The 24,928-nt window shown below is 67.3% G+C and carries 26 protein-coding genes and 1 tRNA gene; 14 read left to right on the forward strand and 13 right to left on the reverse strand.

The window, feature by feature from the left end; all coding sequences use genetic code 11:
- Nucleotides 1-170 precede the first annotated feature (170 nt).
- The 10 genes from deoC (at nucleotide 171) to VGK32_22270 (ending at nucleotide 7,179) form a co-directional block, all read left to right on the forward strand.
- On the forward strand, nucleotides 171-1,433 hold the full coding sequence (gene deoC / locus VGK32_22225; GenBank protein ID HEY3384485.1) for a deoxyribose-phosphate aldolase: 1,263 nt from the start codon (nucleotides 171-173) through the stop codon (nucleotides 1,431-1,433).
- 14 nt (nucleotides 1,434-1,447) lie between these two features.
- Nucleotides 1,448-2,071, forward strand: coding sequence for a hypothetical protein (locus VGK32_22230; GenBank protein HEY3384486.1), 624 nt, complete (start codon nucleotides 1,448-1,450; stop codon nucleotides 2,069-2,071).
- Between the two features lie 56 nt (nucleotides 2,072-2,127).
- Nucleotides 2,128-2,430 carry a BMC domain-containing protein gene (locus VGK32_22235; protein HEY3384487.1) on the forward strand — a complete coding sequence of 101 codons (303 nt, stop codon included), beginning with the start codon at nucleotides 2,128-2,130 and terminating at the stop codon, nucleotides 2,428-2,430.
- A gap of 10 nt (nucleotides 2,431-2,440) precedes the next feature.
- Nucleotides 2,441-2,728, forward strand: a complete 288-nt coding sequence (locus tag VGK32_22240; GenBank protein HEY3384488.1) for a EutN/CcmL family microcompartment protein — start codon at nucleotides 2,441-2,443, stop codon at nucleotides 2,726-2,728.
- A 90-nt stretch (nucleotides 2,729-2,818) separates the two neighbouring features.
- Nucleotides 2,819-4,264 (forward strand): aldehyde dehydrogenase family protein, encoded by a 1,446-nt coding sequence (locus VGK32_22245; GenBank protein ID HEY3384489.1) that lies wholly within the window; start codon nucleotides 2,819-2,821, stop codon nucleotides 4,262-4,264.
- Nucleotides 4,264-4,875, forward strand: coding sequence for a BMC domain-containing protein (locus VGK32_22250; protein ID HEY3384490.1), 612 nt, complete (start codon nucleotides 4,264-4,266; stop codon nucleotides 4,873-4,875). The genes VGK32_22245 and VGK32_22250 overlap by 1 nt, the downstream gene beginning before the upstream one ends.
- The gene (locus VGK32_22255) at nucleotides 4,875-5,198 is read left to right on the forward strand and encodes a EutN/CcmL family microcompartment protein (protein HEY3384491.1); all 324 of its coding nucleotides are present in this window, start codon (nucleotides 4,875-4,877) and stop codon (nucleotides 5,196-5,198) included. The genes VGK32_22250 and VGK32_22255 overlap by 1 nt, the downstream gene beginning before the upstream one ends.
- The gene (locus VGK32_22260) at nucleotides 5,195-5,464 is read left to right on the forward strand and encodes a EutN/CcmL family microcompartment protein (protein ID HEY3384492.1); all 270 of its coding nucleotides are present in this window, start codon (nucleotides 5,195-5,197) and stop codon (nucleotides 5,462-5,464) included. The genes VGK32_22255 and VGK32_22260 overlap by 4 nt, the downstream gene beginning before the upstream one ends.
- 26 nt (nucleotides 5,465-5,490) lie before the next feature.
- On the forward strand, nucleotides 5,491-5,778 hold the full coding sequence (locus VGK32_22265) for a hypothetical protein (protein HEY3384493.1): 288 nt from the start codon (nucleotides 5,491-5,493) through the stop codon (nucleotides 5,776-5,778).
- Nucleotides 5,779-5,835: 57 nt separating this feature from the next.
- On the forward strand, nucleotides 5,836-7,179 hold the full coding sequence (locus tag VGK32_22270; GenBank protein HEY3384494.1) for an amino acid carrier protein: 1,344 nt from the start codon (nucleotides 5,836-5,838) through the stop codon (nucleotides 7,177-7,179).
- Nucleotides 7,180-7,228: 49 nt separating this feature from the next.
- Here the strand turns inward: VGK32_22270 and VGK32_22275 are convergent.
- The 3 genes from VGK32_22275 to VGK32_22285 all read right to left on the reverse strand — a co-directional run bounded on the left by VGK32_22275 (nucleotide 7,229) and on the right by VGK32_22285 (nucleotide 9,848).
- Nucleotides 7,229-7,302, reverse strand: a tRNA-Gly gene (locus VGK32_22275).
- A 115-nt stretch (nucleotides 7,303-7,417) separates the two neighbouring features.
- Nucleotides 7,418-8,776 (reverse strand): phosphomannomutase/phosphoglucomutase, encoded by a 1,359-nt coding sequence (locus VGK32_22280; GenBank protein ID HEY3384495.1) that lies wholly within the window; start codon nucleotides 8,774-8,776, stop codon nucleotides 7,418-7,420.
- Between the two features lie 13 nt (nucleotides 8,777-8,789).
- Nucleotides 8,790-9,848, reverse strand: a complete 1,059-nt coding sequence (locus VGK32_22285) for an NDP-sugar synthase (protein ID HEY3384496.1) — start codon at nucleotides 9,846-9,848, stop codon at nucleotides 8,790-8,792.
- A gap of 111 nt (nucleotides 9,849-9,959) precedes the next feature.
- Between VGK32_22285 and pgsA the strand changes: the two genes are divergently transcribed.
- Nucleotides 9,960-10,541 carry a CDP-diacylglycerol--glycerol-3-phosphate 3-phosphatidyltransferase gene (gene pgsA / locus VGK32_22290; protein ID HEY3384497.1) on the forward strand — a complete coding sequence of 194 codons (582 nt, stop codon included), beginning with the start codon at nucleotides 9,960-9,962 and terminating at the stop codon, nucleotides 10,539-10,541.
- A 13-nt stretch (nucleotides 10,542-10,554) separates the two neighbouring features.
- Here pgsA and bamD read toward each other — a convergent pair whose 3' ends face one another.
- The 9 genes from bamD to aroC form a co-directional block, all read right to left on the reverse strand.
- Nucleotides 10,555-11,385, reverse strand: a complete 831-nt coding sequence (gene bamD / locus VGK32_22295; protein ID HEY3384498.1) for an outer membrane protein assembly factor BamD — start codon at nucleotides 11,383-11,385, stop codon at nucleotides 10,555-10,557.
- 13 nt (nucleotides 11,386-11,398) lie between these two features.
- Nucleotides 11,399-12,355, reverse strand: a complete 957-nt coding sequence (locus VGK32_22300) for an NAD-dependent epimerase/dehydratase family protein (protein HEY3384499.1) — start codon at nucleotides 12,353-12,355, stop codon at nucleotides 11,399-11,401.
- On the reverse strand, nucleotides 12,352-12,768 hold the full coding sequence (locus VGK32_22305) for a thioesterase family protein (GenBank protein HEY3384500.1): 417 nt from the start codon (nucleotides 12,766-12,768) through the stop codon (nucleotides 12,352-12,354). Before VGK32_22305 ends, VGK32_22300 begins: the two co-directional genes overlap by 4 nt.
- Nucleotides 12,769-13,449, reverse strand: a complete 681-nt coding sequence (rpe, locus tag VGK32_22310) for a ribulose-phosphate 3-epimerase (GenBank protein HEY3384501.1) — start codon at nucleotides 13,447-13,449, stop codon at nucleotides 12,769-12,771.
- Nucleotides 13,446-14,168, reverse strand: a complete 723-nt coding sequence (locus tag VGK32_22315; protein HEY3384502.1) for a PASTA domain-containing protein — start codon at nucleotides 14,166-14,168, stop codon at nucleotides 13,446-13,448. The genes rpe and VGK32_22315 overlap by 4 nt, the downstream gene beginning before the upstream one ends.
- A gap of 63 nt (nucleotides 14,169-14,231) precedes the next feature.
- Nucleotides 14,232-15,599, reverse strand: coding sequence for a 16S rRNA (cytosine(967)-C(5))-methyltransferase RsmB (gene rsmB, locus VGK32_22320; GenBank protein ID HEY3384503.1), 1,368 nt, complete (start codon nucleotides 15,597-15,599; stop codon nucleotides 14,232-14,234).
- Nucleotides 15,596-16,549: a methionyl-tRNA formyltransferase gene (gene fmt / locus VGK32_22325; GenBank protein ID HEY3384504.1), complete on the reverse strand. Its 954-nt coding sequence runs from the start codon at nucleotides 16,547-16,549 to the stop codon at nucleotides 15,596-15,598. The genes rsmB and fmt overlap by 4 nt, the downstream gene beginning before the upstream one ends.
- A 4-nt stretch (nucleotides 16,550-16,553) precedes the next feature.
- Nucleotides 16,554-17,063 carry a peptide deformylase gene (gene def / locus VGK32_22330; protein ID HEY3384505.1) on the reverse strand — a complete coding sequence of 170 codons (510 nt, stop codon included), beginning with the start codon at nucleotides 17,061-17,063 and terminating at the stop codon, nucleotides 16,554-16,556.
- Entirely contained in the window at nucleotides 17,060-18,265 is a 1,206-nt protein-coding gene (aroC, locus tag VGK32_22335) for a chorismate synthase (GenBank protein ID HEY3384506.1), read from the reverse strand. The genes def and aroC overlap by 4 nt, the downstream gene beginning before the upstream one ends.
- Before the next feature lie 136 nt (nucleotides 18,266-18,401).
- Here aroC and VGK32_22340 point away from each other — a divergent pair, with 136 nt between their 5' ends.
- Nucleotides 18,402-21,869: a sigma 54-interacting transcriptional regulator gene (locus VGK32_22340; protein HEY3384507.1), complete on the forward strand. Its 3,468-nt coding sequence runs from the start codon at nucleotides 18,402-18,404 to the stop codon at nucleotides 21,867-21,869.
- A gap of 55 nt (nucleotides 21,870-21,924) precedes the next feature.
- Here the strand turns inward: VGK32_22340 and VGK32_22345 are convergent, their stop codons facing one another.
- Nucleotides 21,925-23,328 (reverse strand): tetratricopeptide repeat protein, encoded by a 1,404-nt coding sequence (locus tag VGK32_22345; protein ID HEY3384508.1) that lies wholly within the window; start codon nucleotides 23,326-23,328, stop codon nucleotides 21,925-21,927.
- A gap of 178 nt (nucleotides 23,329-23,506) precedes the next feature.
- Between VGK32_22345 and VGK32_22350 the strand changes: the two genes are divergently transcribed.
- Nucleotides 23,507-24,133: a sigma-70 family RNA polymerase sigma factor gene (locus VGK32_22350; protein HEY3384509.1), complete on the forward strand. Its 627-nt coding sequence runs from the start codon at nucleotides 23,507-23,509 to the stop codon at nucleotides 24,131-24,133.
- Nucleotides 24,130-24,927: a zf-HC2 domain-containing protein gene (locus tag VGK32_22355; protein ID HEY3384510.1), complete on the forward strand. Its 798-nt coding sequence runs from the start codon at nucleotides 24,130-24,132 to the stop codon at nucleotides 24,925-24,927. The genes VGK32_22350 and VGK32_22355 overlap by 4 nt, the downstream gene beginning before the upstream one ends.
- Nucleotide 24,928 lies beyond the last annotated feature (1 nt).

The raw sequence follows: 24,928 nt of genomic DNA on the forward strand, positions 1-24,928 counted from the left end.
GGACGGACAACCCGTCCCTTGGGTGTGCCCGGCAGACTAGCACATCTCGCGGCGTGAGTTGAAGCGACCTGCGGTGTGCGTGGGTCCTGAATCGGGGCGTCCGTGATATGCTCCATTTCTCCACCGGCTGGGCGTGACGGCGACCTCACGCCGTGCCGCGCAGCTCTTCGATGGGTGAACGTTCGGAGATGAGCCAGGCCTTCAGGATTGCCCTCGGCGCCGACCACGGCGGGTTCGCCCTCAAGCAGCAACTCGGGGAACATCTCACGTCGCAGGGCCATACCGTTCGCGATTGCGGAACCAACGGCACGGCCCCGGTGGACTACCCGCGGATTGCCCTGGCGGTTGCAGCGCTCGTGGCATCGGGCGACTGCCAGTTCGGTGTCATGGTGGACGGCGCGGGCATCGGGTCGGCCATGACGGCGAACAAGGTGCCTGGCGTGCTGGCCGCAGCGTGCTACAACGACGTGCTCGCGCGCAACAGCCGCGAGCACAACGACGCCAACGTGCTGACGCTCGGAGCAGGACTGACGACGGCCGAGCAGGCCATGGCGATTCTGGACGTGTTCCTCTCCACGTCGTGCACGGCGGATCGTCACCGTGCGCGGGTGCAGATGATTCGCGATATCGAACGAGGCCGCATGAGCACGACTTCTTCACGTGGGCCGGAACTGTCGGCCGAGGACATCAACCGGATTGCCGAGCGGGTCCGGCAGTTGCTCGCCGAGCAGGGTGGGCCGGCCAAGCCGGCGGCGATCCCCGCCGACAAGCTGGCGTCGTTGATCGATCACACGCTCTTGAAGCCCGAAGCGACCGCGGCGGACATCCAGCGCCTGTGCGACGAGGCCAAGCGACACCAGTTCTTCTCGGTGTGCGTGAACCCGAGCTACGTCCGCCAGGTGGCCTCGCTGTTGCGCGGCACGTCGGTGAAGACGTGCTGCGTGGTCGGGTTCCCGCTGGGCGCCCAGCCGCCGGAGACGAAGGCCCTGGAGGCACGACGGGCGATCCGGGAAGGCACGCGCGAGATCGACATGGTCATCAACATCGGGGCCTTGAAGGGCCGAGAGGATGCCATGGTCCTGAAGGACATCCGGGCCGTCGTCGAGGCGTGCAAGGACGGCCGGGCGATCTGCAAGGTCATTCTGGAAACCGCCCTGCTGACCGATGAGGAAAAGGTGCGCGGCTGCGAGCTGAGCATGAAAGCCGGCGCGAATTTCGTCAAGACCTCCACCGGGTTCGGGCCGGGTGGTGCGACGGTGGCCGACATCGCGCTCATGAGCCGCACGGTGGCGCCGAAGAAGCTCGGCGTCAAGGCCTCGGGCGGGATCCGCAGCTACGCCGACGTCGTCAAGATGGTCGAGGCCGGCGCCACGCGCGTCGGGAGCAGCAGCAGCGTCAAGATTCTGGAAGAGGCCAGGGCGGGGCAGAAGTAGACGCGAGGCATCACATGTCCGAACTTCGGTGTTACGTGTTTCTCGATAGTCTCCAGGCGCAATACGCGTCGTTTCTGGGTACGGTGGCGCAGGGGTTCCTGCCCACGCCCGGGCAGGCATCGCTGTTTGTCGAGATTGCGCCCGGCATGGACATCATGCGAATGGCCGATGTCGCGCTGAAGGCGACCGACGTGCGGCCCGGGATGCTCATCATCGAGCGTCTCTACGGCATGCTGGAACTGCATTCCGATTCGCAGGCGGACGTACGGGAGGCCGGGAGCGCGATCCTCGAGGCCCTCGGGCTGAAGGAAGCCGACCGCATCAAGCCGGAGTTGGTCTCGAGCCAGGTGATCCGGAACATCACGGACTATCACACGCAGCTCATCAACCGGACGAGGCACGGTGATCTGATCCTCCCCGGTCAGTCCCTGTACGTGATGGAAGTGGCGCCGGCCGGGTACGCGGCGCTCGCGGCCAATGAAGCCGAGAAGGCCGCCCACATCAACATTCTCGAGGTCCGCGCCTTCGGCAGTTTCGGCCGTGTCTATCTCGGCGGCGAAGAGCGTGACATCGACATCGGCCACCGGGCCGCCGAGCAGGCGATCCGCGAGGTCACCGGCCGCTCTGGGAAGGCCTAGGACCGAGAGCGTGAAGCCCGAAGCCTGGAGCCCAGAGCCCTCTGAAGGAGCAGACAATGACAGATGCGCTTGGCATGATTGAAACCCGGTCGTTTCCCGCTGTGGTGGAAGCAGCCGATGCTGCAGTGAAGGCGGCCAGAGTCGAATTGATGTCCTATGAGAAGACCGGCGGCGGCTACGTCTCGGTCATCATCCGCGGAGACGTCGCGGCGGTGAAGGCGGCGTGCGATGCCGCGCAGGTGGCGGCCGGTCGTGTCGGCGAGGTCGTCGCCGTGCACATCATCGCGCGCCCTCACCTCAACGTGGACACGGTGATGCCGCTCGGCCGAGCCGCCGAAGCCAAGGCGACGAAGAAGTAGGGGTCGCACCATGCTGCTGGCGAAAGTGGTCGGCACGGTCGTGGCCACGCGCAAGGAACCGAGCCTCGACGGTCTCAAGCTGCTGCTGGTGCGCCCGGTGACCGAGGCCGGCCAGGAGACAGGTACGCATCTGGTCGCCGCCGACGCGGTGGGTGCCGGCCCCGAGGAGATGGTGCTCGTTGCCTCCGGCAGTTCCGCGCGCCAGACGGAAGCCACCGACAAGCGTCCGGTCGACGCTGTGGTCATGGCGATCATCGACAGCTGGAGCATCGACGGCGCCGTGCGGTACCAGAAATAGGGCTCCAGGCTCTACGCTCTGGGCCCTGGGTGCTGGGCCAAGGCCGAGCGAGCCTGGAGCCGAGAGCCCAGAGCGGTGCAAGGCATTCGTATGGCCAGTCTCAACGACGTAGATATCGAGGCGATCGCACGCCGGATTGTGGCCGATCTCCAGACGGGGGCTGGCGTCTCTGCCCGCCCACCGTCGACGGGCGATCGGTCGTCGGCCTCCGGGCTGGGGGTGTTCTCGACGGTGGACGAGGCGGTGCAGGCCGCGCGGCTGGCTCAGCCGCGGTTCGCGCGCCTGCCGCTGACCACGCGCGCCCGGATCATCGCCGCCATCAGGCAGACGATGACCGAGCATGCGGCCGCGCTGGCGAAGGCGGCGCACGAGGAGACCGGGCTGGGCCGCGTCGACGACAAGGTGGTGAAGAACCTCCTCGTGACGGAGAAGACTCCCGGTCTCGAGGACCTCGCGCCGCAAGCCGTGACCGGCGACCATGGGCTCTCGCTCATCGAGCCCGCGCCCTTCGGCGTGGTCGGCGCGATCACGCCGTGCACCAACCCCACCTCGACCATCATCTGCAATGCGATCGGGATGCTGAGCGCTGGCAACAGCGTCGTCTTCTGCGTTCACCCGAGCGCGAGGTCGTGCTCGATCCAGACCGTGGCGCTGTTGAACAAGGCGATCGAGTCGGCGGGCGGGCCACCGAACGTCGTGACGTGTCTCTCGAACTCGAGCATCGAGACAGCCCAGGAGATGATGCGGCATCGCGGGATCCGGCTGCTCGTCGTGACGGGCGGCGGCATGGTCGTGAAGGCCGCGATGGCCAGCGGCAAGCGCGCGATCTGCGCCGGGCCGGGCAATCCCCCGGTGGTGGTGGATGAGACGGCGCACCTGGAGAAGGCGGGGCGCGACATCGTGCTCGGCGCCTCCACGGACAACAACATCATCTGCACGGACGAGAAGGAAGTGCTGGTGGTCGCGACGGTCGCCGACACCCTGCTCCGGGCCATGACGACGGCTGGAGCGGTGCTGGTGGATCGGTCGCAGCTGGCGCAGCTCGAGAAGGTGCTGTTCGTCGACATTCCCGGGCCGCGTCAGGGCGCGCACGTCAACCGCGACCTCATCGGCAGGAACGCAGGTGTCATTCTTCGGAAGATCGGGATGAACGTGCCCGATTCGGTGCGGCTGGGGATCGTCGAGGTCGAGGAGAACCACCCGCTGCTCTGGACCGAACAGATGATGCCGATCCTCCCGATCTGCCGCGTGCCGACGGTCGACTACGCGATCGACCTCGCCGTGGAGGTCGAGGGGGGAAATCGCCACACCGCGGTGATGCACTCGACCAACATCGACAGCCTCAGCCGGATGGCGCGGGAGTGCGATTGCAGCATCTTCGTGAAGAACGGCCGGTCGCAGGCGGGTCTCGGACTGGACGGCGAGGGGTTCGCGTCGTTCACGATCGCCAGTCCGACCGGGGAGGGCTTGACCGGCCCGCGGTCGTTCTCCCGATGGCGCCGCTGCGTCATGGTCGATCACTTCAGGATCACGTGATGAAGAACGCGCCGGCTCTCGCCATCATCGAGTTCCGCGACATCCCGTCGGGCATCGACGCCACCGACGCCATGCTCAAGAAGGCGCCGATCGCGTTCGTCAAGTCCGGCACGATCACGCGAGGCCGTTTCCTCACGCTCATCGGGGGCAGTACCGCGGCGGTGGAGGAGTCGGTGTCTGAGGGCCTGGCCCGCGGCGGTGAGAGCGTCCTCGATCATCTCCTGCTCGCCGACGTGCATCCCAGGGTGTACGCCGCCATCCTCGGCGAGCGCTCGGTCGGTGACGGCGGTTCGCTCGCGGTGATCGAGACCGACACCGTGGCCTCGAACGTGCGGGCGGCCGAACTCGCGCTCAAGGGAACGCCGGTGGTGTTGCTCGAGCTGAGGCTGGCCGACGCCGGCCTGTCGGGCAAGGGGGTCAGCATCTACCAGGGCGAGCTGCCAGATATCGAGGCCGCCGTCGACATCGTGCTCGCGTTCATGCGGCAGACCGGCGGCGAGGTGAGACACACCATCATCTCTGCGCCCCACGACGCGCTGGCCACGCAACTGGCGAGCAGCAGCTCGTTCGAGTCGACCAAACTGCTCGAACTCGACGGGGAGGTGGTCTGATGCTGCTCGGCCGGATCGTCGGGACGGTCGTCCCCTGTGTGATCTACCGGGGTCTCGAAGGCGTACCGATGCTGCTGGTTCAGCCGCTCGACAAGGCCGGGAACTCGGAGGGGCGCGTGCTCGTCGCGGCCGACGCGACGCGGATGGCTGGGCCGGGGGAGCTGGTCTACTACGAGGGGGGCCGTGAGGCCGCGATGGCGCTCGACCCGTGGTGCGTTCCCGTGGACCATGCGGTTATCGGCATCGTGGACGACGTGCACCGCTCGGCCGATCACGGCGGATCAGGTGACTCCGCGTCGGGACCCGACGGGAGCGCGCGATGATTGTCGGCACGGTGACAGCCGAGGTGTACTCGACCATCAACCATCCGTTCTACGACGCGAAGAAACTGCTCCTCGTCGAACGAGAGGACGGTGCCGGGCGGCGTACCGGTGGCTACCTGATCGCCGTGGACACGGTGGGGGCCGGCCCCGGCGAGCGGGTGCTGGTGCTGGACGAAGGCAGCGGCGCGCGGCAGGTGATCCGGTCGGCCGACGGTCCGGTTCGATCGGTGATTGTCGGCATTGTGGACGAAGTGCACGCCGGCTGAACGCCGGCCTTTCAGAGGAGACGCGGATGGCGAAGGATCTCGGCCAGGACGAACTGCGGCGGTTTGCCAGACTCGGCGCCCAGGCACGGCTCGAACAGCTCGAGGAAGAGAGACGGGCCATTCTGCGCGCATTTCCTGGACTCGCGGCAACTGTCGCGCGCCAGAAGAAGTCTGCGCCGGCGGAGGCCTCCGAGCCTGCGGCGTCGGTCAAGAAGCCGCGGCGCAAGCGTCGGAAGATGTCGGCCGCCGAGAAGAAGGCCGCTTCGGAACGGATGAAGAAATACTGGGTCGAGCGTCGCAAGGCCAAGGCGTAGCCTGACATAGATCACGGCCGCTGAACGTGCGGTGATTGGGTACGGGAGGTGGTCGGGATGTCCCTGCTGACGAACGCGATCTCGTGGCTGAGTGACGCGGTCTGGGGCCCGTGGAATACCGGCATCGGCCAGGTGCCGGGCCCCCTCGTGGTGCTGCTGCTCGGGGTCGGCCTGTTCCTCTCAATCCGCTTCCGGTTCGTTCAGGTGCGACGCTTCCCGGAAGCGCTCCGGACGCTGATTCCCGAGCAATCGGGCACAGGCGGCGTCCTCACACCATTTCAGGCGTTCATGACGGCGCTGGCCGCCTCGGTGGGGACCGGCAACATTGCCGGCGTGGCCACCGCCGTGGTGGCCGGCGGTCCGGGTGCGGTGTTCTGGATCTGGTGCTACGGGTTCTTCGCGACCGCGATCAAGTTCGCCGAGGCGGTCCTCGGCGTGTCGTTCCGCATCACTCGCGCGGGCACGGTGTCGTCCGGCCCGATGTACTACCTGCGCGACGGTTTGAAGTCGCCGCGACTGGCGTGGGCCTATGCCCTCATCGCCGGCGTCGCGGCGCTCACCACGACGCCGTTCACCCAGCCCAACTCGATGGCCGTCGCCCTCCAGGCCACGTTCTCGATCAATCCCTGGGTGTCGGGCGTCGTCATCGCCGTGCTGACGTGGCTCGTCATCATCGGCGGCGTGAAGTCGATTGGCCGCGCCGTCGAGAAACTCTCGCCGCTGAAGGTGTTTCTGTATCTCGCCAGCGGGCTGTTCGTGATCCTGATGAATGCCGGGCGCCTGCCTGACGTGTTCGCCCTGATTTTCCGCGAGGCGTTCTCGCTGCGCGCCGCCACGGGAAGCGCGGTCGGGCTCGGCCTGATGGTCAGCATGCGGTACGGCCTGGCGCGAGGCGTCTACGCGAACGAGGCGGGCTACGGCACTGCGGCAGTCGCGTACGGGACGGCGCGCAGCGAACGGCCCGAACAGCAGGGGCTGAATGCGGTCATCGATGTCGTGGTCGTCTCGTTCGTGACCTCCTCCATCAGCGCGTTGACGATTCTCGTCACCGGCGCCTGGACGTCCGGCCTCAACAGCACGGCGGTCGTCGCCCGCGCGTTCGACAGCGCGATTCCGCTGGCCGGCGGCTGGATTGTGACGTTCTGCGCGTTCCTCTTCGGCTACACGACGCTGATTGGCTGGGCCTACTACGGCGAGCAGTTCTTCGAGTACATCCTCGGGACGCGGGTGACACTCGCCTATCGATGGACCTACTGCCTCTTGATCATCTTCGGCGCCGCCGCGAAGGTCGAGACGGTGTGGGCCTGGGGTGACCTGATGAACGGCCTCCAGGTGTTTCCCAACATCATCGGTCTCGTCGGCCTGAGCGGTCTCGTGGCCACCGCCGCCCGCAGGAAGTAGCAGAAGTCTCGGTTGCGTGGCGGACGGAGCAGACGTCGGAGGAAAACGATGGAGCGGGCTACGGGGATCGAACCCGTCTAACTGGCTTGGGAAGCCAGAGCATTACCACTATGCTAAGCCCGCTCGGCCAGAGAGATATTCTATAACAGGAGCCAGAATCCGGGCGCCGGAATTCCGGGGGGCCGCATCCAGGAGTTCGCCCGGAATACCGCATTCTGGCTCCTGGCTCCTGACCGCCTCAGCTCCTGATGAACGCCAGTACCTCGTCGCGTTTCTCTTCCATCAGTTCCGGGGTCTGACCCTCGAGGTTCAGCCGCAGCAGCGGCTCGGTGTTCGACGGCCGCACATTGAAGTGCCAGTCGGAGTACTCGACCGACACGCCATCCAGGTGATACACCTTCGCGTCGGCGTACTTCGCTGCGAGGCCGCTCAGTTTGGCGTTCACCGCCTCCATGGTGCCGACCTTCGTGTTGATCTCGCCGGAGATGAAATAGCGTTCCCTCAGAGGCGCCAGCAGCGCCTCCAGCGTTTGTCCCTTTCGCGACATCAACTCGAGGATGAGCAGTGCGGGGATGAAGCCGTTGTCCGCGTAGAAGTTCTCGCGGAAGTAGTAGTGCCCGGTCACCTCACCGCCAAATACCGCGTTGTCCTCCCGCATCCGGCGCTTGATGAAGGCATGGCCCACGCGGTTCATCAGGGCCGTACCCCCGTACCGCGCCACGGTGTCCTTCACGGCGTAGCTGGCGCGCAGATCGTAGATGATCGTCGCGCCCGGGTTCTTGATGAGGAACGCCTCGGCGAGGAGAGCGGTGATGAAGTCGCCCGGCACGAACTGGCCCTGACCGTCGATGAAGAAACACCGATCCGCGTCGCCGTCCCAGGCGATGCCGACGTCAGCCCTCTGCCTCACCACCTCCTCGACGATATCCCTCCGGTTCTCCTCGATGAGGGGGTTGGCTTCGTGGGTGGGGAAGGTGCCGTCGATCGTGAAGCACAGCTCGGTTGTCCGACAAGGCAGCCGTGCGAACAGCATCGGCGCCACCAGGCCGCCGATTCCGCAGCCGGCGTCGAGGACGACGTTGAAGGGCTTGATGACCGCCGGGTCGACGAACCTCATCACGTGCTCGACATAGGCGTCGAGCATGTCCGCCTTCGTGACGGGTCCGCGGATCGCCACGGGATTCGGCAGCGTCCCGCCCGTCAGCATGTCGCGGATGTCCGAGATGCCGGCATCGCCGCTCAGCGGAAAGGCCCCCTGGCGCACGAGCTTCATGCCGTTGTACTGTTTCGGGTTGTGCGACGCCGTGATCATCGCGCCGCCATCGAAGCCCTCGGCTGCGACGGCGTAGTACAGCATGTCGGTGCCGGCCAGGCCGTAGTTCACGACGCCGGCGCCCTGACTGGTGGCGCCCTCGATGAACGCTTCGGCGAGCGACGGCGAAGACAGGCGCATGTCATGGCACACGGCGATGCGCTTCGCCTTCAGGTACGTGACGAATCCCCGCCCAACGTCGCGCGCCACCGACTCGTCGATCTCAGTCGGGTAGGTGCCGCGGATGTCGTACGCCTTGAAGATGCCGGGGTTCACAGGTGTCATGGGGAGGTTCTCGTCAGAGCCTGCTGTAGTCAGTGACCACGGACTTGTCACCGAGCACGATCCCGCCGTCGAGCACCGAATTCCGCCCGACGTGGCAGTGCCGGCCGAGGATCGAGTGGCGCACGGTCGCATCGCGCCCGATCCGTGTATTCGCCCAGATGATCGACGCGTCGATCCGCGCGTCCTCCTCGACGTGGCACTGGCGGCCAATGACCGAGTACGGGGCCACGATCGCGCCGCTCTTGATGATCGCGCCGCCATCGACGAAGCACGGCCCCTGAACCTGCGCACCGTCTTCGATGCGGGCGTCGGGTGCCACGAGCGCGAAGTTCTGCGGCGTGCCCTCGAACGGCGGCGCCGTGAACCGGTGGTCCATGATGTCGCGATGGACCTGGGTGTAATTGTCCCGCGTGCCGATGTCAATCCAGTAGCCGTTGTAGACGTAGGCGATGAAGGTCTCGCCCCGTTCGACCAGCGATGGGAAGTAACTCCGCTCGATCGACCACGCCGTGTCCTTGGGGATCCGATCGAAGGTGCTCGGCTCGAGGATGTAGATGCCGGCGTTGATCGTGTTGCAGGTGATCTCCTCGGGCTTCGGTTTCTCGAGGAACCGCCGGACGTTGCCGTCTGCGTCGGTCTCGACGAGGCCGTAAGCCGACGGGTTGTCAACGGGCGTGAGGACGATGGTGGCTTGCGCCTTGCGGTCGCGGTGCAGCTTCAACACGGCCGCAAGGTCCACGGCCGTCATGACGTCACCGTTGAACACGACGACCGTGTCGTCGTGTTCCTTCCCCGCGTACTTCACCGCTCCGGCGGTCCCAAGAGGTGTCGGTTCCACGACGTAGGAGATCTTCACCCCGAGGCCCTCGCCGTGGCCGAACACCTCTTCGATGCGGCGCGGCTGGTAGTTCAGGCTGAGCACGACCTCATCGATCTCCGGCAGTCGCTTGACGAGATCAATCTGGTAGTGCAGGAACGGCCGACCGAAGATCGGGACGATCGGTTTCGGCGTGTGGATGGTCAATGGGCGAAGGCGCGTGCCCTTGCCCCCGGCCAGGAGTATGGCTTTCATGACAGCCGTTCATCATATCGCATCTCGTCCCGGTTGCCCGTCCTGTTTTGGCCGATCGCGGCTGGCGCGTTACAATGGCTGCGGCTGTTTCGCGTCACCCTCGGATTGTCGATGAATCTTCCCAACGCGTTGACGCTGTCTCGCATCTTCCTGGTGCCACTCCTCGTCGTCGTCCTGTTGACGAAGTTCGAGGGACGCCTCGTCCTCGGTGTGCCGAAGGATCTGGCGGCGGCAGCGATTTTTGGCCTGGCGTCACTGACCGACTGGCTCGACGGGTACCTGGCGCGCCGCCGCAAGCAAATTACGCCGCTCGGCCAGATGATGGACCCGCTGGCCGACAAGTTGCTGACCTCGGCGGCCTTCATCTCGCTCGTTCAGCTGGAAATGGCGCCTGCGTGGATGATTGCGATCATCATCGGGCGCGAACTGGCCATTACGGCGCTGCGGAGCATCGGCTATTCCCGGGGCGTGAACATTCCGGCGTCGCCGATGGGCAAGGTGAAGATGGGCGCCGAAGTCGTGGCGATCATGGCGCTGACGCTGAGACCACGGCTGGGTCCGCTCGCGTTCGTCGGGCCGGCGGCGCTCTGGGTGGCGGTGGCGACGGCGGTGATCTCCGCGGTGGATTACTACCGCCGGTTCATGCGCGGACCCGGACCGCGATCGGCCGAAATCGCAGGTCCGCCGCTCTAGCAGGATTCGGGGCTCAAGGGCGCTTCTTCTGCGCCTTGGCCTCGGGTGCGGCCTCGGCCGATTGCAGGTCGACCATCAACTTCTTTGCCTTCTCCAGGTACTCGCTCTTCTCGAACTCCTTGATCAGTCGATCGACGAGCGGCACGGCTTCGGCCTTGCGGTTCATCTTCACGTAGGCGTCGGCCAGGAAGTAGTAGAGCGCATCGCGGTTCGAGTAGCCCGGGTCGGTCTTCAACACCGCCCTGAACCGTTCGACCGCGCCTGGGTACCAGCGCGAGCGATAGTAGAAATATCCGACCTGGTAATCCGAGTCGCTCAGGCGGTCCTGCGTCTCCCGGAGCTTCTTCCGCGCTTCGGGCATGAGGGAGCTGTTCGGGTACCGTTCGACGAAGGTCTCGAACTCCTTGACGGCTTCGCGAGTCTGCGTCTGGTCGCGCTGGGCCGCGAGCATCTGGGCGAAATGGGCGTATCCCAGCTTGTACTGCGCGTAGTCTGCGCGTCGGCTCGTTGGATAGAACGTCAGGAACTCGCGGTACTCGTTCACGGCGAGGATCAGGGCCTCGAGCGTGTTCTCACCCAGATAGGTATCGCCGAGACCGACCTTCGCGTCTGGCCGGTATTGGCTCTGCGGGTAGTTGTCCACGAGTTGCCGGAAGTACTCCCGGGCCTTCATCCACTTCTTCTTGTTGAGCGCCTCGGTGCCCTTGTCGTAGAGGAACTTGTCCGCCTCGGTGGTCACGCCCTTGGGAATCGTCGACCCGCTCGATGCGCAACCGGCCGAGATGGCCAGCAGGCCACAGACGGCGCCCACGGCGCAGAGGCGGGTGAGAATCAGTCGATTCACGTGCATACTCATTTCACTTCACTGATGCCCGGTTCAGCGCCGCCGCCAGCCACGCGTGCTCGGCCTGCAACCCTTGTTCGATTGTCACGGACGGAACGAAGCCGAGGTCGGTTCGGGCGCGTGACGTGTCGGCGTAGGTGTCGCGCATGTCGCCCTTCTGCGTTGCCTCGCGCCTGATGTCCAGCCGACGTCCGGCCTGGTGGCCGACGATCTCGAGAACCCGGTTGATCGACACCCTCGACCCACCACCAATATTGTACACGCGACCGGGGACACCCCGCGTGCCAGCCGCGATGGTTGCCGCCACGGCATCGAGCACGAACGTGAAATCGCGCGTCTGCTCACCGTCGCCGTAAAGCGTGATGGGCTGGTCGAGGATGGCGGCGCGCAGGAAGCGATGGAAACCCATGTCGGGGCGTTGGCGCGGCCCATAAACCGTGAAGTAGCGGAGCGAGACGCACGGGACGCCGTGATTGGCGTGGTAGAGGTTGCACATGTGTTCGGCGGCCAGCTTCGTCACCCCGTACGGCGAGAGGGGAGCCGGGACGGCCGTCTCGGTCATCGGCAGCGGCGTGTCGTCGCCGTAGACAGAGGAACTCGAGGCATACACGAGGCGTTCGATCGAGCTCCCCACGCACGCTTCGAGAAGGACCTGCGTGGCCTCGATGTTGTTGACCGTGTAGATCTGAAAGTCGCGGCCCCAGCTCTTGCGGACGCCGGCCTGTGCCGCCAGGTGGAACACGTGGGTCGTCGGGAGAAGCAGTCGCGTCAGATCCGCGTCCTGGATCCTCGACTCGACAAAGTCGAACGACGGCCGCGCCAGCAGCGTCGCGAGGTTCGCCTCCTTCGTGACGCGCGGGTAGTAGTCGGTGAAGCAATCGATGCCGGTGACCTGGGCTCCGTTGTCGAGCAGCTTGCCCGCCAGTGTCGAGCCGATGAACCCGGCAACTCCCGTGACCAACGCTTTCATGGGAACAGACTCCTCACGACGGGTGGCAATCGTCGCGGCCGACCCTCGCGGTCGATCGCCGCATGAACGGTCCAACCGGCAGCGGAGGGCACCGCCGCGCCAGGCAGGACCACCTCGTAGTCGAACCTGAGCCGGATGGGGGAGAGCAACGTGGCCCCCGTTCGGATCTCGACGTCCTCGTCGTACCGCACCGGCCGGCGGTACTCGCAGTGCGCTTCGATGACCGGCAGGATCGTGCCCTCGACCTCGAGTTGCCGGTACGACAAGCCCGTTGTCCTGAACCACTCGCAGCGCCCGACCTCGAACCAGACGAGATAGTTGGCATAGTACACAACACCCATCTTGTCCGTCTCGGCATAGCGCACCCGCAAGGAGGCAGTCGAGACACGGTCGCTGATCAGAGGGGCGGACATCTAGCGGGATCCGGACGCCGCCGCCTCTTCGGCGGCACGGCGCAGGGCGCGGGCGGCGGCCGTGATGTCGGACGCGTGGAAGATCGCCGAACCGGCAACGAGGATTTCGGCCCCGGCCTTCACAACCGGGCCGACGGTGTCGAGGTCGATGCCCCCGTCGATCTCGATGGGGGCCGCGTTACCGACCCGGTCGAGCATCGCACGAAGACTTCTCACTTTAGACTCGCTCCGCGGCAGAAAAGCCTGCCCGCCGAACCCGGGATTCACCGACATGAGCAGGACGTAGTCGACCTCACCCGCGATCTCCTCCAGTGTGCCGAGGGGCGTGGCAGGGTTGATGGCGACGCCGGCCTTCGCGCCCAGGCTCTTGATGAGCGCCACCGTTCGGTTGAGATGGTGGAGGGCCTCGACGTGGACCGAGACCATTGACGCGCCAGCCTCCACGAAGGCCTCGATGTAGCGGTCCGGCTCGCTGATCATCAGGTGCACATCGAGCGGCACCGTCGTGACCCGCCTGAGGGATCGGACCACCGGTGGCCCGATGGTGATATTCGGGACGAAGTGCCCGTCCATCACGTCCACGTGGATGAGATCCGCCCCGCCGCGTTCGGCGGCCCCGATGGCAGAGCCGAGCGCCGCGAAGTCAGCGGCCAGAATCGACGGAGCAAGGCGGATGATCACCGGCTGACCTCGAGCGAAACAGTGTCCCCGGGCGTCACCTGGAACCCCGCCTGGGGCGACTGTCGGATGACGACTCCGGCCGGTACGCCCGGATAGGGATGTTGCGCGACGACAGCCACGCGGAAGCCGCCGGACCGCAGGATGTCGGCCCCGCGGGCACCGTTGACCCCTATGAGATCCGGCATGACGTATGCGGCCGCCCGGTCGCTGCGATTCACCAGCAGCGACACCGAGACGGCGCGGGTCTGCGCCGGCGGGTCCTGCGCGACGATGGTGTCGGGCGGAAATTCGTTCGACCGTATTTCGGAGACCGCCGTGACGGCCAGGCCATCCTGCTGGAGCCGAAGCTGAGCCGTTCGTTCACTCTCTCCCACGACGCGTGGGACGGCGGCGATTCGGCCCCCCGAGCTGAGCCATACCTTGATCGTGCGCCCCCGACGGGCCGTTTCGCCGGCCGGAGGATCCTGCTGGGCGATTCGGCCCGCGGCGATCTTCGGGTCGACCCTGCGGCTCTCGTCAACTTTCACCGTCATGCCGAGTTCGACCACGATGGCGCTGGCGCTCTCCAGCGGGACGCCAACAAGTGCGGGCACCTTCACCTCTCGAACCCGTAGCGCGATGCGCGCGGCAAGGGCCGCAAACAGTACGTATGTCGAAAACAGGGCGACGGTGAGCAGGAGGATCTTCCCCGCGCTCCAGACCCGGGTCGTGAGTGCCATGAGCACCAGCGAATGTACTACAAGTGTTTTATTTCCACAAAGTAGCGGCTGAAAACGTGCGTCCTACCGACGCCGCTCGAGAACCGCGGCGAAGAAGCACTCGAGGCCGTGGAGGTCCGGTCGAGTCTGGAGGTACCCGGCTCGGGTGACGACGGCGGCCAACACGTTCCCCTGCGGACCGGCATCTGCCCGGACGAGCTCGAAATCGGGCCGGGCCGCCAGGAACGCCTCGACGACCGCCTCGTTCTCGTCAGGCTCACTGGAGCAGGTTGCGTAGACGAGGCGACCGCCGGGACGGACAGCGGCGGCTGAGCGGTCGAGCATGGCCCGCTGTGTGGCCGAGAGCGGCACCAGATCCTCGACCGATCGCCGCCAGCGAATGTCCGGGTCGCGCCTGATCGTTCCGAGTCCGGAGCACGGCGCATCCAGGAGCACGCAGTCGAACACGTCCTCGAAGGGCAGGGCCTTTGTCGCATCGAGCCGCACCAGGCGCACCGACCGGGCACCGCTCCGGCCGACCGCCTCGCGCAAGAGTGAGACGCGGCGCCCGCGGAAGTCGCTGGCCAGAATGAAACCGTGATCCTGCTGGCCGGCGGCCATCGCCAGCGTCTTGCCGCCCGGCGACGCGCACACGTCCAGCACGCGCTCGCCGGCGCGGGCACCGACGACGAGCGCCACCAACTGAGACCCCTCGTCCTGTACGAAGAAGTCGCCGTCGCTCGCCCCGGCCAGCTTGAGAGGATTTCCGTCGGTCACAAGCAGGGCGTCGGGAGCGTAGCGCGCGTGCTCGGTCGCGACGCCAGCCTCTGCCAGCCGCACCTGCAATTGCTCGCGCGAGACCCTCAGGGTGTTCGCTCGCACGGTGAGCGGAGCCGGACGATTGTTGAACGCCGCCCACGAGCGGGCGGCGTCGAAGTCCATCCGATCGAGCCAGCGCTCGACGAGCCACGCGGGGTGGGACAGCGTCGTGGCGAGATAGGCCACCTGGGTGTCTCGGCTGGCGCCCGGCGCGGGCAATTCCGGCAGGGGCAGGTGAGCCCTCTCGCGATCGACGCGCCGCAACACGGCGTTGACCAGACCCGCCGCGCTCTTCGTGCCCATCTCCTTCGCAAGCTCGACGGCGTCGTTGACGACAGCGCTCGTCGGCACGCGGTCGAGATGCAGCAGTTGATAGGCGCTGAGGCGGAGGATGTCGCGAACCTGCGGATCGAGCCGAGAGGTTGGCCGGCCAGCACATGCGGCGATGATGGCATCGAGCGCGCCCATCCGGCGGAGCGTGCCGGTGGCAATCTCGGCGGTCAGCGCCGCGTCTCGCTCGTCGGGCAGGTGTGCTCGCGCGAGGGCGAGGGCATCGGGCAAGTCCCGGCGTCCGTGCAGGACGGCCTTCAGCACGAGGTAGGCGGACCGTCGAGCCGGCGCCGCCCTGGTCATCGTCCGAACCGCGTTCCGGGGACGAGCCGCGCGCCCGCGGCGAACTCGCGGGCCGTGACAGGGCGCCGTCCCTCGGCCTGAAGCCTCAGGAGGCGCAACGGGCGATCGCCCGTCGCCACCACGATGCCGTCGTGGCGGATGGCGAGCACGTCGCCCGGCGTGGTTTCGGACGTCACAGTCTCCTGCGCACCCTCGGTGGACGTTTCGAGCACGATGACGCGTTCGCCGTGCAGGACGGTCACCGCGTGCGGCCAGGGATAGAGGCCTCGCACCTGGTTGTGGATCGCGGCGGCGGGCGCATTCCACGAGATGACGCCGTCCTCGCGCGTCAGACGCGGCGCGTAGGTCACGCCCGCTTCGTCCTGCGGTGTTTCGACCGCCTCGCGACGCTCGATCCGCGCGATGACGGTCATGAGGAGGCGTGCGCCCAGCTCGGCAAGGTCGTGCTCGACTGCCTCACTCGTCTCGTTCGGGCCGATCGGGCGGCGCGCCCTGTCGAACACGGCGCCTGCGTCGAGGGCCTGCACGACCCGCATGATCGACACGCCGGTCTCATCGTCGCCGGACATGACGGCACGGTGCACCGGAGAGGCGCCTCGCCATCGCGGCAACAGCGAAGCATGGACGTTGACGAGCCCCAGCCGTGGCAGGTCGAGCACCGCGACCGGGAGGATCTTCCCGTAGGCCGCCACGATGCCCAGATCGGGCGCCAGCGCCCGCAGCGTCTCGAGGAAGGGCTCGTCCTTCAGCCGTTCGGGCTGAAGGACCGTCAGGCCGTTCGCCAGGGCAAATGACTTCACCGGGCCCGGGCTCGGCTTCTGCCCCCGGCCGCGCGGCCGATCGGGTTGTGTGACGACGCCCACGACCGGAAAACCGGCGGTGGCGAGTGCGCGAAGGCTCGGGACGGCGAACCCGGGCGTACCGAAGAAGAGAGTGCGTAGCGCGCTCATCGTGTCACCACTTGCCCGCGCGGATCTGTTTGCGGATGCGGCGGACGATCAGATCGCGCTTGATCCCTCTGAGGCGATCCACGAACACGTGGCCGTCGAGGTGGTCCATCTCGTGCTGGAACGCGCGCGCCAGCAGGCCTTCGCCCGTGTAGACCCGTTCGACGCCGGCGAGGTCGAGCCCCTTGATGACGGCGCGCTGCGGGCGCGCGACCGTGGCGTTGAACCCGGGCAGGCTCAGGCAGCCTTCTTCCTCGAGTTGCATCCCCTCGCGCTCGATGAACTCCGGGTTGATGAGCGTGATGAGTCCGTTCGCCGTGCGGCCGACCGACAGATCGATCACGATCAGCCGCAACGGGATTCCGACCTGCGGTGCGGCCAGGCCAATCCCCGGTGCCGAGTACATGGTTTCGACCATGTCCCGGACGAGCCCCTCGAGCTCCGGGGTCATGTCCCGAACGGGCTCCGCCGGCTGATGGAGCTTGCTGTCGCCGAACTTGACGATCGGACGGATCATTGCCTCGCGCCTCCGAAGCGATCGGCGAGACCGGCACGCCAGGTCTCGTAGTTGCGCTGGATCTCGTCCATCGAGTCGGCCCCGAACTTCTCGATGAAGGCGTCGGCGATGACGAGCGCCACGACCGCCTCGCCAATCACGGCGGCTGCGGGCACGGCGCACGTGTCGCTGCGTTCGACCGCCGCGTCCTGTTCCAGGCCCGTCGCCAGGTCCACGGAGCGGAGGGGCCTCATGAGCGTGGCAATCGGCTTCATATACGCCGTGACGCGCACGTCCTCACCGTTTGTCACGCCGCCTTCGAGCCCGCCCGCGCGGTTTGTCGGCCGCTCGAGCGGCCAGGAGCGACCGGTGATCGTCGCGCGGATCTCGTCGTGAACCTGCGAACCCCGACGCGACGCCGCTTCGACGCCGGCCCCGATCTCGACTGCCTTGATGGCGGGGATCGACACCATCGCCTGGGCCAGGCGGGCGTCCAGCCGCCGGTCCCAGTGCGCGTAGCTTCCGAGACCAGGCGGCACCCCACGGGCGATGACCTCGAACGTGCCGCCGAGCGTGTCGCCAGCGGCCTTCGCCTGATCGATCGCCGCCACGATCCGCGCCGTCAGATCCGGGTCGGCGGATCGCACACAGTCATCTTCGGGAATCTCTGCGACGCGGCTGGAAGCGATGGGTTCGGTCGAGGGCGAGCAGACGTTGCCGATGGAAGTCACATGGGAGACCACCGTGATCCCGACCTGGGAGAGCAACTGGCGGGCGCACGCGCCAACTGCGACCCGGGCGGCGGTCTCCCGGGCGCTGGCGCGCTCCAGCACGTTCCTTAGATCGTCGTGGCCGTACTTCAGCGCTCCGGCGAGATCCGCGTGACCCGGTCTCGGCCGGGTCACGGGAGTCCGGTGCGCGCCGCCAGCGTTGGCCGGCGGTTCCGCTCCGACAGCCATCGTGTACTGCCAGTTCTTCCAGTCCCTGTTGCGCACGACGAGCGCGATCGGGCTGCCGAGTGTTCGGCCGTGGCGGACGCCTGAGAGCAGTTCGACCTGGTCGGATTCGATCGCCATCCGGCCACCGCGTCCATATCCGCCTTGACGCCGCCGCAACTGGGCGTCAATGGTTCCGGCGTCGAGCGGCAGACCGGCAGGCATGCCCTCGAGAATGGCGACCAGCGCCTCGCCGTGCGATTCACCAGCAGTCAGAAAGCGCAGCATGTTGGACTTATTCTAGCCGAAGTTTCTGCCTGCTCCCTCCTTGGCCTTGGAAGAACCCGAGACGATCTTGCGCCTGAATCAGCGCGATTCCGCGTCGCCGGCTCGACGGCGGTCATCTTGCACCGTTGACACGCGAATGCGACCGACGCTGTTTGCCGATCGGTTTCTCGTCACGGCGGCCGGGCGCGCGGTGGACCTGGCGTCAGGCGAGGACGTGTTGATCCGGACCGTCAGCCTGTCGGGCCGGCAGGAACTCGACGCGTGGTCTGATCGCTGTGCGGGGCTGTACGGACTGTGGCACCCGCACCTGGTCGGCCTGCTCGACTTCGGATCGGCCGGTCGCGCGAGCCATTTCGAGGCGTTTGCATGCGCCCCGCCGCACGTTTGCTGGAAAGCGCGCGACGCCTCGACAGCCGATGCCCTCGTGGACGTGACGGCGTTTCTGGCGACTGAACGGCTGGCGGCTGGCAATCTCCAATGGCCCAGCATCGTCAACGCGCGGGGGATTCCGGCGCTGCTTCCAGACGCACACACCGGGATGCCTCTCGAGTACGAGGGACGGGAATCGTCAGGCAGCGGCCCGATCGGAGCGGAGCGCCAGGCGCAGAGGCTCGCGAGGGTGATCGAGTCGTGCGGTGGGGCCGATCGCGGTTCGGCGCGTCGACCCGGTCTTCGGCACGAGGCGGCGGGTCTGGTGATGGGGGCGATGTTCGCTGGGCTCCTGACTCGGGTCACCGAGGTGTTCGACACCGGCGTGTCCGGCCGGCCGCGTGTCCTCCACGTCCAGACGCCCGAGGGACCGGCCAGGGTGCTGCTGCGGCGCGCGCTGGCGCGAACGGCACGGCTTCGCGGGTACATTCCAGTCAGCGCCGTCATGGCAGGGGCCCGCCAAGAGGGTCGTCTCGCCACCGACCTCTGCCGCCGGCTGCTGGCCGGCCGCCATGTGCTCGTCATCCACGAACACTCGCCGGAGGAGAACAGCAAGAGTTCGGCCCTGTTCTTCCTGGAGCTTGGCCTGTCGAGTGAACGGCCGCACGTGTTGCTCATGCTGCACCAGGAGGCGGGTGCGACCGCACAGATCCGGACCCACGACGCCTCTCGCTCGTCGCGACGGCAACTTCTCCGCGAGGAAACAGCAGGCTACGTCGTCGAGCACCACGCCGGCACGCGTCCGACTCCATACGCGGTGGTGGCAGGCGTGGATCCCTGGCCCGACGATGCTCCTGGGAGTGCCTCCCGAGGCCGGCAGGGACTCAGGACTGCCGCAGAGGCGGCAGCGCGAGGGCGGCACGCGGAGGCGGCGCGGCTCCTGTCCCGCGCACGCGGCTACCTCGTGAGACGAGGCGATGACGCCGGCGCGGGCGAGGCAGCGCTGGCGCTCGGTCGCCTCCTACTGCCTCGCGGCCAAGTGGTGGAGGCGGCGCGCGCGTTCGAGGCGGCGCGGCAGCAATTCGATCGCGCGAGGCTCTCTCGCGAAGCCGTGCGCGCCGGCGTGTTCATCGGTCTGGCGTGGACCGACTCGGGGCGACTGACCGAGGCGGAGGGCGCATTGCGCGCGGCACGGATTTCCGCGCACGAAATCGACGACGATCCAGGAGAGGACTTTGCGGCGATCGCGCTCGCGCGGTGTTTGTTGTGGCAGTCGCGGCTGTCGGAGGCCCACGAGTGGCTGGAGGGGTCGGACGATGCCGGAAACGCCGATTCGGCAGCCGGCTCGGTGCGCGAGTCCGCTGCGGTCGCCGTGCTGCCGCTGGACGCGGGCGCCCGATCGCTTGGTTTCCACCTTGGGGACCCTGATCCGGGCGTCGCCCGGTCGTGCCTTCTGGCGCGGGTGGCTCTCGGAACCGGCGACCTCGCGGCGGCGGGGCGAGCGGCGGTCGAGGCGCGCGAGCGTGCGGCGCGGTGTGGAACGGCTGTGGACGAAGCCGCGGCCTGCTGTGTGCTGGCTGCGGTGTACGCGGCGGTCGGCGATATTTCGATCCTGCGGCAGCATGTCCAGGATGGTCTCGATGCCGCGCGCCGCGGGCACGCGCCGCTTCGCGCGCTGCGCCTCCGATTGGTGCTGGCGGAAGGGCTCCTGGGTTCGAACCGGGCGCCCGAGGCGCGCCTGGTGCTGACACGTCTCGCGCGGCTCGATCCGGCGCGGCTGCCGGTCGTGGTGCGCAGGCCGCTGGAACGCCTGCTCAGGGGCGGCCCACAGGGGCCAACGTCACGTTCGGCCGGAAGGCGCAGCGACATAGCCGACGCGATCGTCGACATCCTTGCCGATGTGCAAGCCATCGAGGACGAGGAGGCCGCCCTGCGGAAGGTCAGTGCGTCCTTGCGCCAGCGCACGCGGAGCGCGTCGTTGGCCTACATCGGGCGAGAACACGATCAGCAGGTTCTGCTCGCAGGCGATGGACAGGAACCGGTGCCGGAGCAGGTGGCGCGCCGGGCCATCGAATCCGGGCTCGCCATCTCACCGGCGTCGTCGATCTCGGGGAAGGAAGCGGCCGTGCCCATCCGGGTGGGCGGGGCCGTGATTGGGGCAGTGGCATGCCGTTGGGCCGCCGACGTCACTCCCGACTGGCCGCGAGCCGGCGCGCTGCTGGCGGCCGCCGGTGCGGCGACGAGCCCGGCGGTCCGCGCGGTGCTCGATCGTCGAGCGTGTCCGGCTCCCCCCGCCGATCCAACCGGCGCCGAGATCGTGGGTGTCAGCGATGCAGTCGGCGCGCTGAAGCGCGAGATCGCGCGTGCGGCGACGGCGCCATTCAGCGTCGTCATCGAGGGCGAGAGCGGGAGCGGCAAGGAACTGGTAGCCCGAGCGATTCATCGGCTGGGTCCGCGGCGACACCGCCGGTTGTGCGCGCTCAATTGCGCCGCGCTTAGCGACGAACTGGTCGAGGCGGAGATGTTCGGCCACGCCCGCGGTGCCTTCACCGGTGCGATCGCCGAGCGCAAGGGGCTGTTCGAAGAGGCAGATGGCGGGACGCTCATCTTCGACGAGGTCGGAGAACTCACGGCGCGGGCACAGGCCAAGTTGCTCAGGGCCATCCAGGAAGGTGAGGTGCGCCGCATCGGCGAGAATTTTGCGCGATCGGTCGATGTTCGCATTGTCGCGGCCACGAACCGGAGCCTGCGGTCGGCCGTCGAAGCGGGATCCTTCCGGCAGGACCTGCTGTACCGGCTCGAAGTCATCAGGATCCTGGTGCCCCCGCTGCGGGCGCGGCCGGAGGACATTCCCGTGCTCGCCGCGCACTTCTGGCACGACGTGACCAGCCGGCTCGGCAGCCGGACGACGTTGGCACCCGCCACACTGGCGGCGCTGGCAGGGTATGACTGGCCAGGTAACGTTCGCGAACTGCAAAACGTCATGGCGGCGCTGGCGGTTGCCGTGGGCCGGCGTGGCAGTGTGGGTCCGGAGCGGCTGCCCGGGATCATCGCGGGCCAGGGTGCCACGCGCGAAGCGTCCACGCTGGACGAGGCGAGGCGCTCGTTCGAGGCGCGGTTCGTGAGAGCCGCGCTGGCGCGCGCCGGCGGCCGGCGCAGCCAGGCGGCCCGCGATCTGGGCCTGTCGCGCCAGGGGCTGATGAAGTTGATGATTCGGCTGAGGATCGACGACTGATGGGCGCATCTGCCGGACGGGCCTCACCTGACGGTGTTCCCTGGGCTGTGTATGGCTAGGGGTGGCGACGGGTCGAAGCCTGGGACCGGAGTTGGCGCTGGAAGGCGAGCAGCGTCGGATTGCGCGGCTCGCGCTGGAGGCCTCGCTCCGCGGAAATGATCGCCCCGGCCCGGTCACCCGCACGCAGTTGCGCATTCGCGAGCCGAACGAAGACACCGACCGGGGCGGCGGTCCCTTGCGCGGCCTTTGCATACCACGACGTCGCAGTGGCCGGCTCGTTCAGCCGCATCGACAGATCGCCGAGATGGATGGCCCGGTCGGCGGGCGGCAGGCCGTCGCCAGAAAGGGCGGTATAGCGCGCGAGCGCGTCCCTCGCAATCGCGAAATGTCCCGCGTTTTCGGCCATCATCGACAGCTGTAGCAACGCGACCGGGTCGATGGGGAACTGGGCCGCCGCCTGCTTGAGGGTCTGTTCTGCACGGGTGGTCTCACCCGCCAGAGCCTGTGCGCGGCCAAGCAACAAAAGCGCCTCGCTGCCCGGCGGGCTCCGCCGCGCCACGCCGTCGAGCGCTTCGAGCGCCTTGTTCAACGCGACCCTGTCCTTGTGCGCTTCGGCCGTTTCCAGCCAGACGCGGCCGATCGCCACGTAAACGTCCGAATTCTCCGGGTGCTCTTCGACGACGCGTCGCAGCGTGACGACGGCCATGTCGGATCGTCCCGATCGAGCGTAGGCGAGGCCGAGCGCGACTTGGCGTTCCGGCCGCGACGGCTCGAGCGCCGCCAGCGCCTCGAGCTGGGTAATAGCCTCCCGTTCCCGGTGCGTTGACGCATAGATCCGGGCGAGTTCCTCTCTCGCGGCCATCAGTCCCGGTTCCAGCCGGACCGCCCGCTCCAGGGCGTCCGTCGCTTCGTTCAGGTTGTTGAGCGACCGGAGGCTCAGTCCGAGCAGGTAGTGGGCGGGCGCCATTCGATTGTCGAGCGCCAGAGCCTGTCTGAGAGGTTCCAGCGCCCGCTGGGGCTGACCCAGCCGATACCGGGTGAGCGCCAGCTTGTACAGGACGCGCGGCGACCGGTCGTCCAAACGGAGGTAAGCGTCGTAGCTCTCCTCGGCGCGCGCGAATCGCTCGAGTTCCGCATTGACGTCGCCGAGCAGTTCGAGCGGCCGGGTCGCGCTCCGATCGAGGCGCGAGGCCTCGCGCAGGTCTCGCAAGGCGGCGCCCATCTCTCCGCGGCGCCGATAGGTCTCGCCACGCTTGAGGTAGGCCAGCATCGAGTCGCGGCGCAGGGCGATGGCACCGCTGTATGCCTCGACTGCCGGAAAGGTCTGGTCGGCGGCCACAGCCTGGTCGCCGTCGGCGATCAGCCGGCGATAGTCGCGTTCGCGGACGACGGCCTGCCAGGAGAGCGTGCCGAGCAGAGCGGCAGAGACGAGGAGCGCCAGGATGGCCGTCCGCTTCATGACCACCCTATGGTAGCAGGGTCCGCACCGGGGATAAACGACTGGCGCGCGGAACCTTCCAGCGATTGCCGTGTCTAATCGTGTAGAAGCCGAGGACGCGCGGCGCCGGGCCGTCCGCAGAGTTCGAGTCTTCCTGACAGCCGGGGACGAAACTGCTATAGTGAAGGGAGTAGCCCAGGTGGCCGGGGAACTCACGGTGAAGCGAGCACCAGCAATCAGCTGGTCCGAGGTCGGGAGCCGCGAAGCGGCACTGATCAGCCGCTGTGCAGCGGGGGACGAGGTGGCATGCACCGAACTGGTGGCCGAGCACCAGCGGATGGTGTTTCATCTGGCTCTGCATCTGCTCAGCGACCACGAGGAGGCCCTCGACCTCTCACAGGAAGTCTTCCTCAACGTCTTCCGCACGATAGGCCGGTTCCGCGGCCAGTCCGCGCTTCGAACTTGGATTTACCGTATCGTCATCAACCAGGCCCGCAACCGCCAGCGGTGGTGGAGACGCCGTCACCGATCAGAACAGGTGTCGCTCGAGGAGCGGATCGAGACGAACGGTGAGCTGCCGCCGGCCAGCGAACTTGCCCATCCAGACCGGATGTTCGGACGCAAGCAACTGGCCACGCGCATCTGGGCTGCGCTCAACCATCTTCCCTTCGAACAGCGCACGGTTGTGGTGCTTCGTGAGATTGACGGCTTGAGTTACGACGAAATCGCATTCTCGCTCGGGGTGGCGGTCGGTACGGTGAAGTCGCGGCTCACGCGCGCCCGCGAGGCGCTCCGAGACCAATTGAGAGAGGCGGACAGGGCATGATGGCGAGTAGTTGTCGTCACATCCGTCGCCAGTTGTCCGCGTTCCACGATGGCGAACTGCCGGTCGGCGAACAGATCGCCGTTCAGGCGCACCTGCGGGAATGTCCGGCGTGTGCGACCGAGGCTCGGGATTTCGATGCCATCGGAGCCTCGTTGCGCGTCGGGGCGGTGTCGTCGGTCGTCGATTCCGAGGTCTGGGGCGGACTGCCGTCGATCGTCGTCAGCCGACTGAAGGCCGAGCACGACCAGTCCTTCACCGGGGTGACTGGCCGGGTGTTCGAGGATCTGCACCTCGTGTGGGCCGCACTTGGTGCAACGGGCGCGACGGTGGCCTGCTTGGCCATCATCTTCACCATCTTCTACTACGCGACGTCCTGGCCGGCCGGGTCGAATCAGAACCCGGTGGTCATGGATACTCGGATGAGTTTGCCGACCGCCTATGCCACCGACGTGTTCCCTGCCGCGGCGATGCAGGACGAGGAGGAATCGGTCTTTGCGCTGGCCGCCGTGGTGACGCGCGAGGGGCGGATTGCCAACCTCAGGCTCGTGGATCCGAGCAGCAAGAAGCAGTCGCGGGAAGATCGGCAGGCCGTGCTCGACATGCTCGACGCCATCTCGAAGGCGCGCTTCGAACCGGCCCGGTATGCGGGATCGCCGGTGGCTGTCCGGATGGTCTGGCTCTACGCCCATCTCACCGTGCGCGGTAAGATGCCGGAATTGCCGCGAAACCCGGGCCGCACGACGATTGCGATTCCCGAGCGCACGATCCGCCGGACGACGCTGGCCGTGGCTTGAG

The sequence above is a fragment of the Vicinamibacterales bacterium genome, assembly GCA_036504215.1.
In the GTDB taxonomy this organism is placed as follows: Bacteria; Acidobacteriota; Vicinamibacteria; order Vicinamibacterales; family Fen-181; genus FEN-299.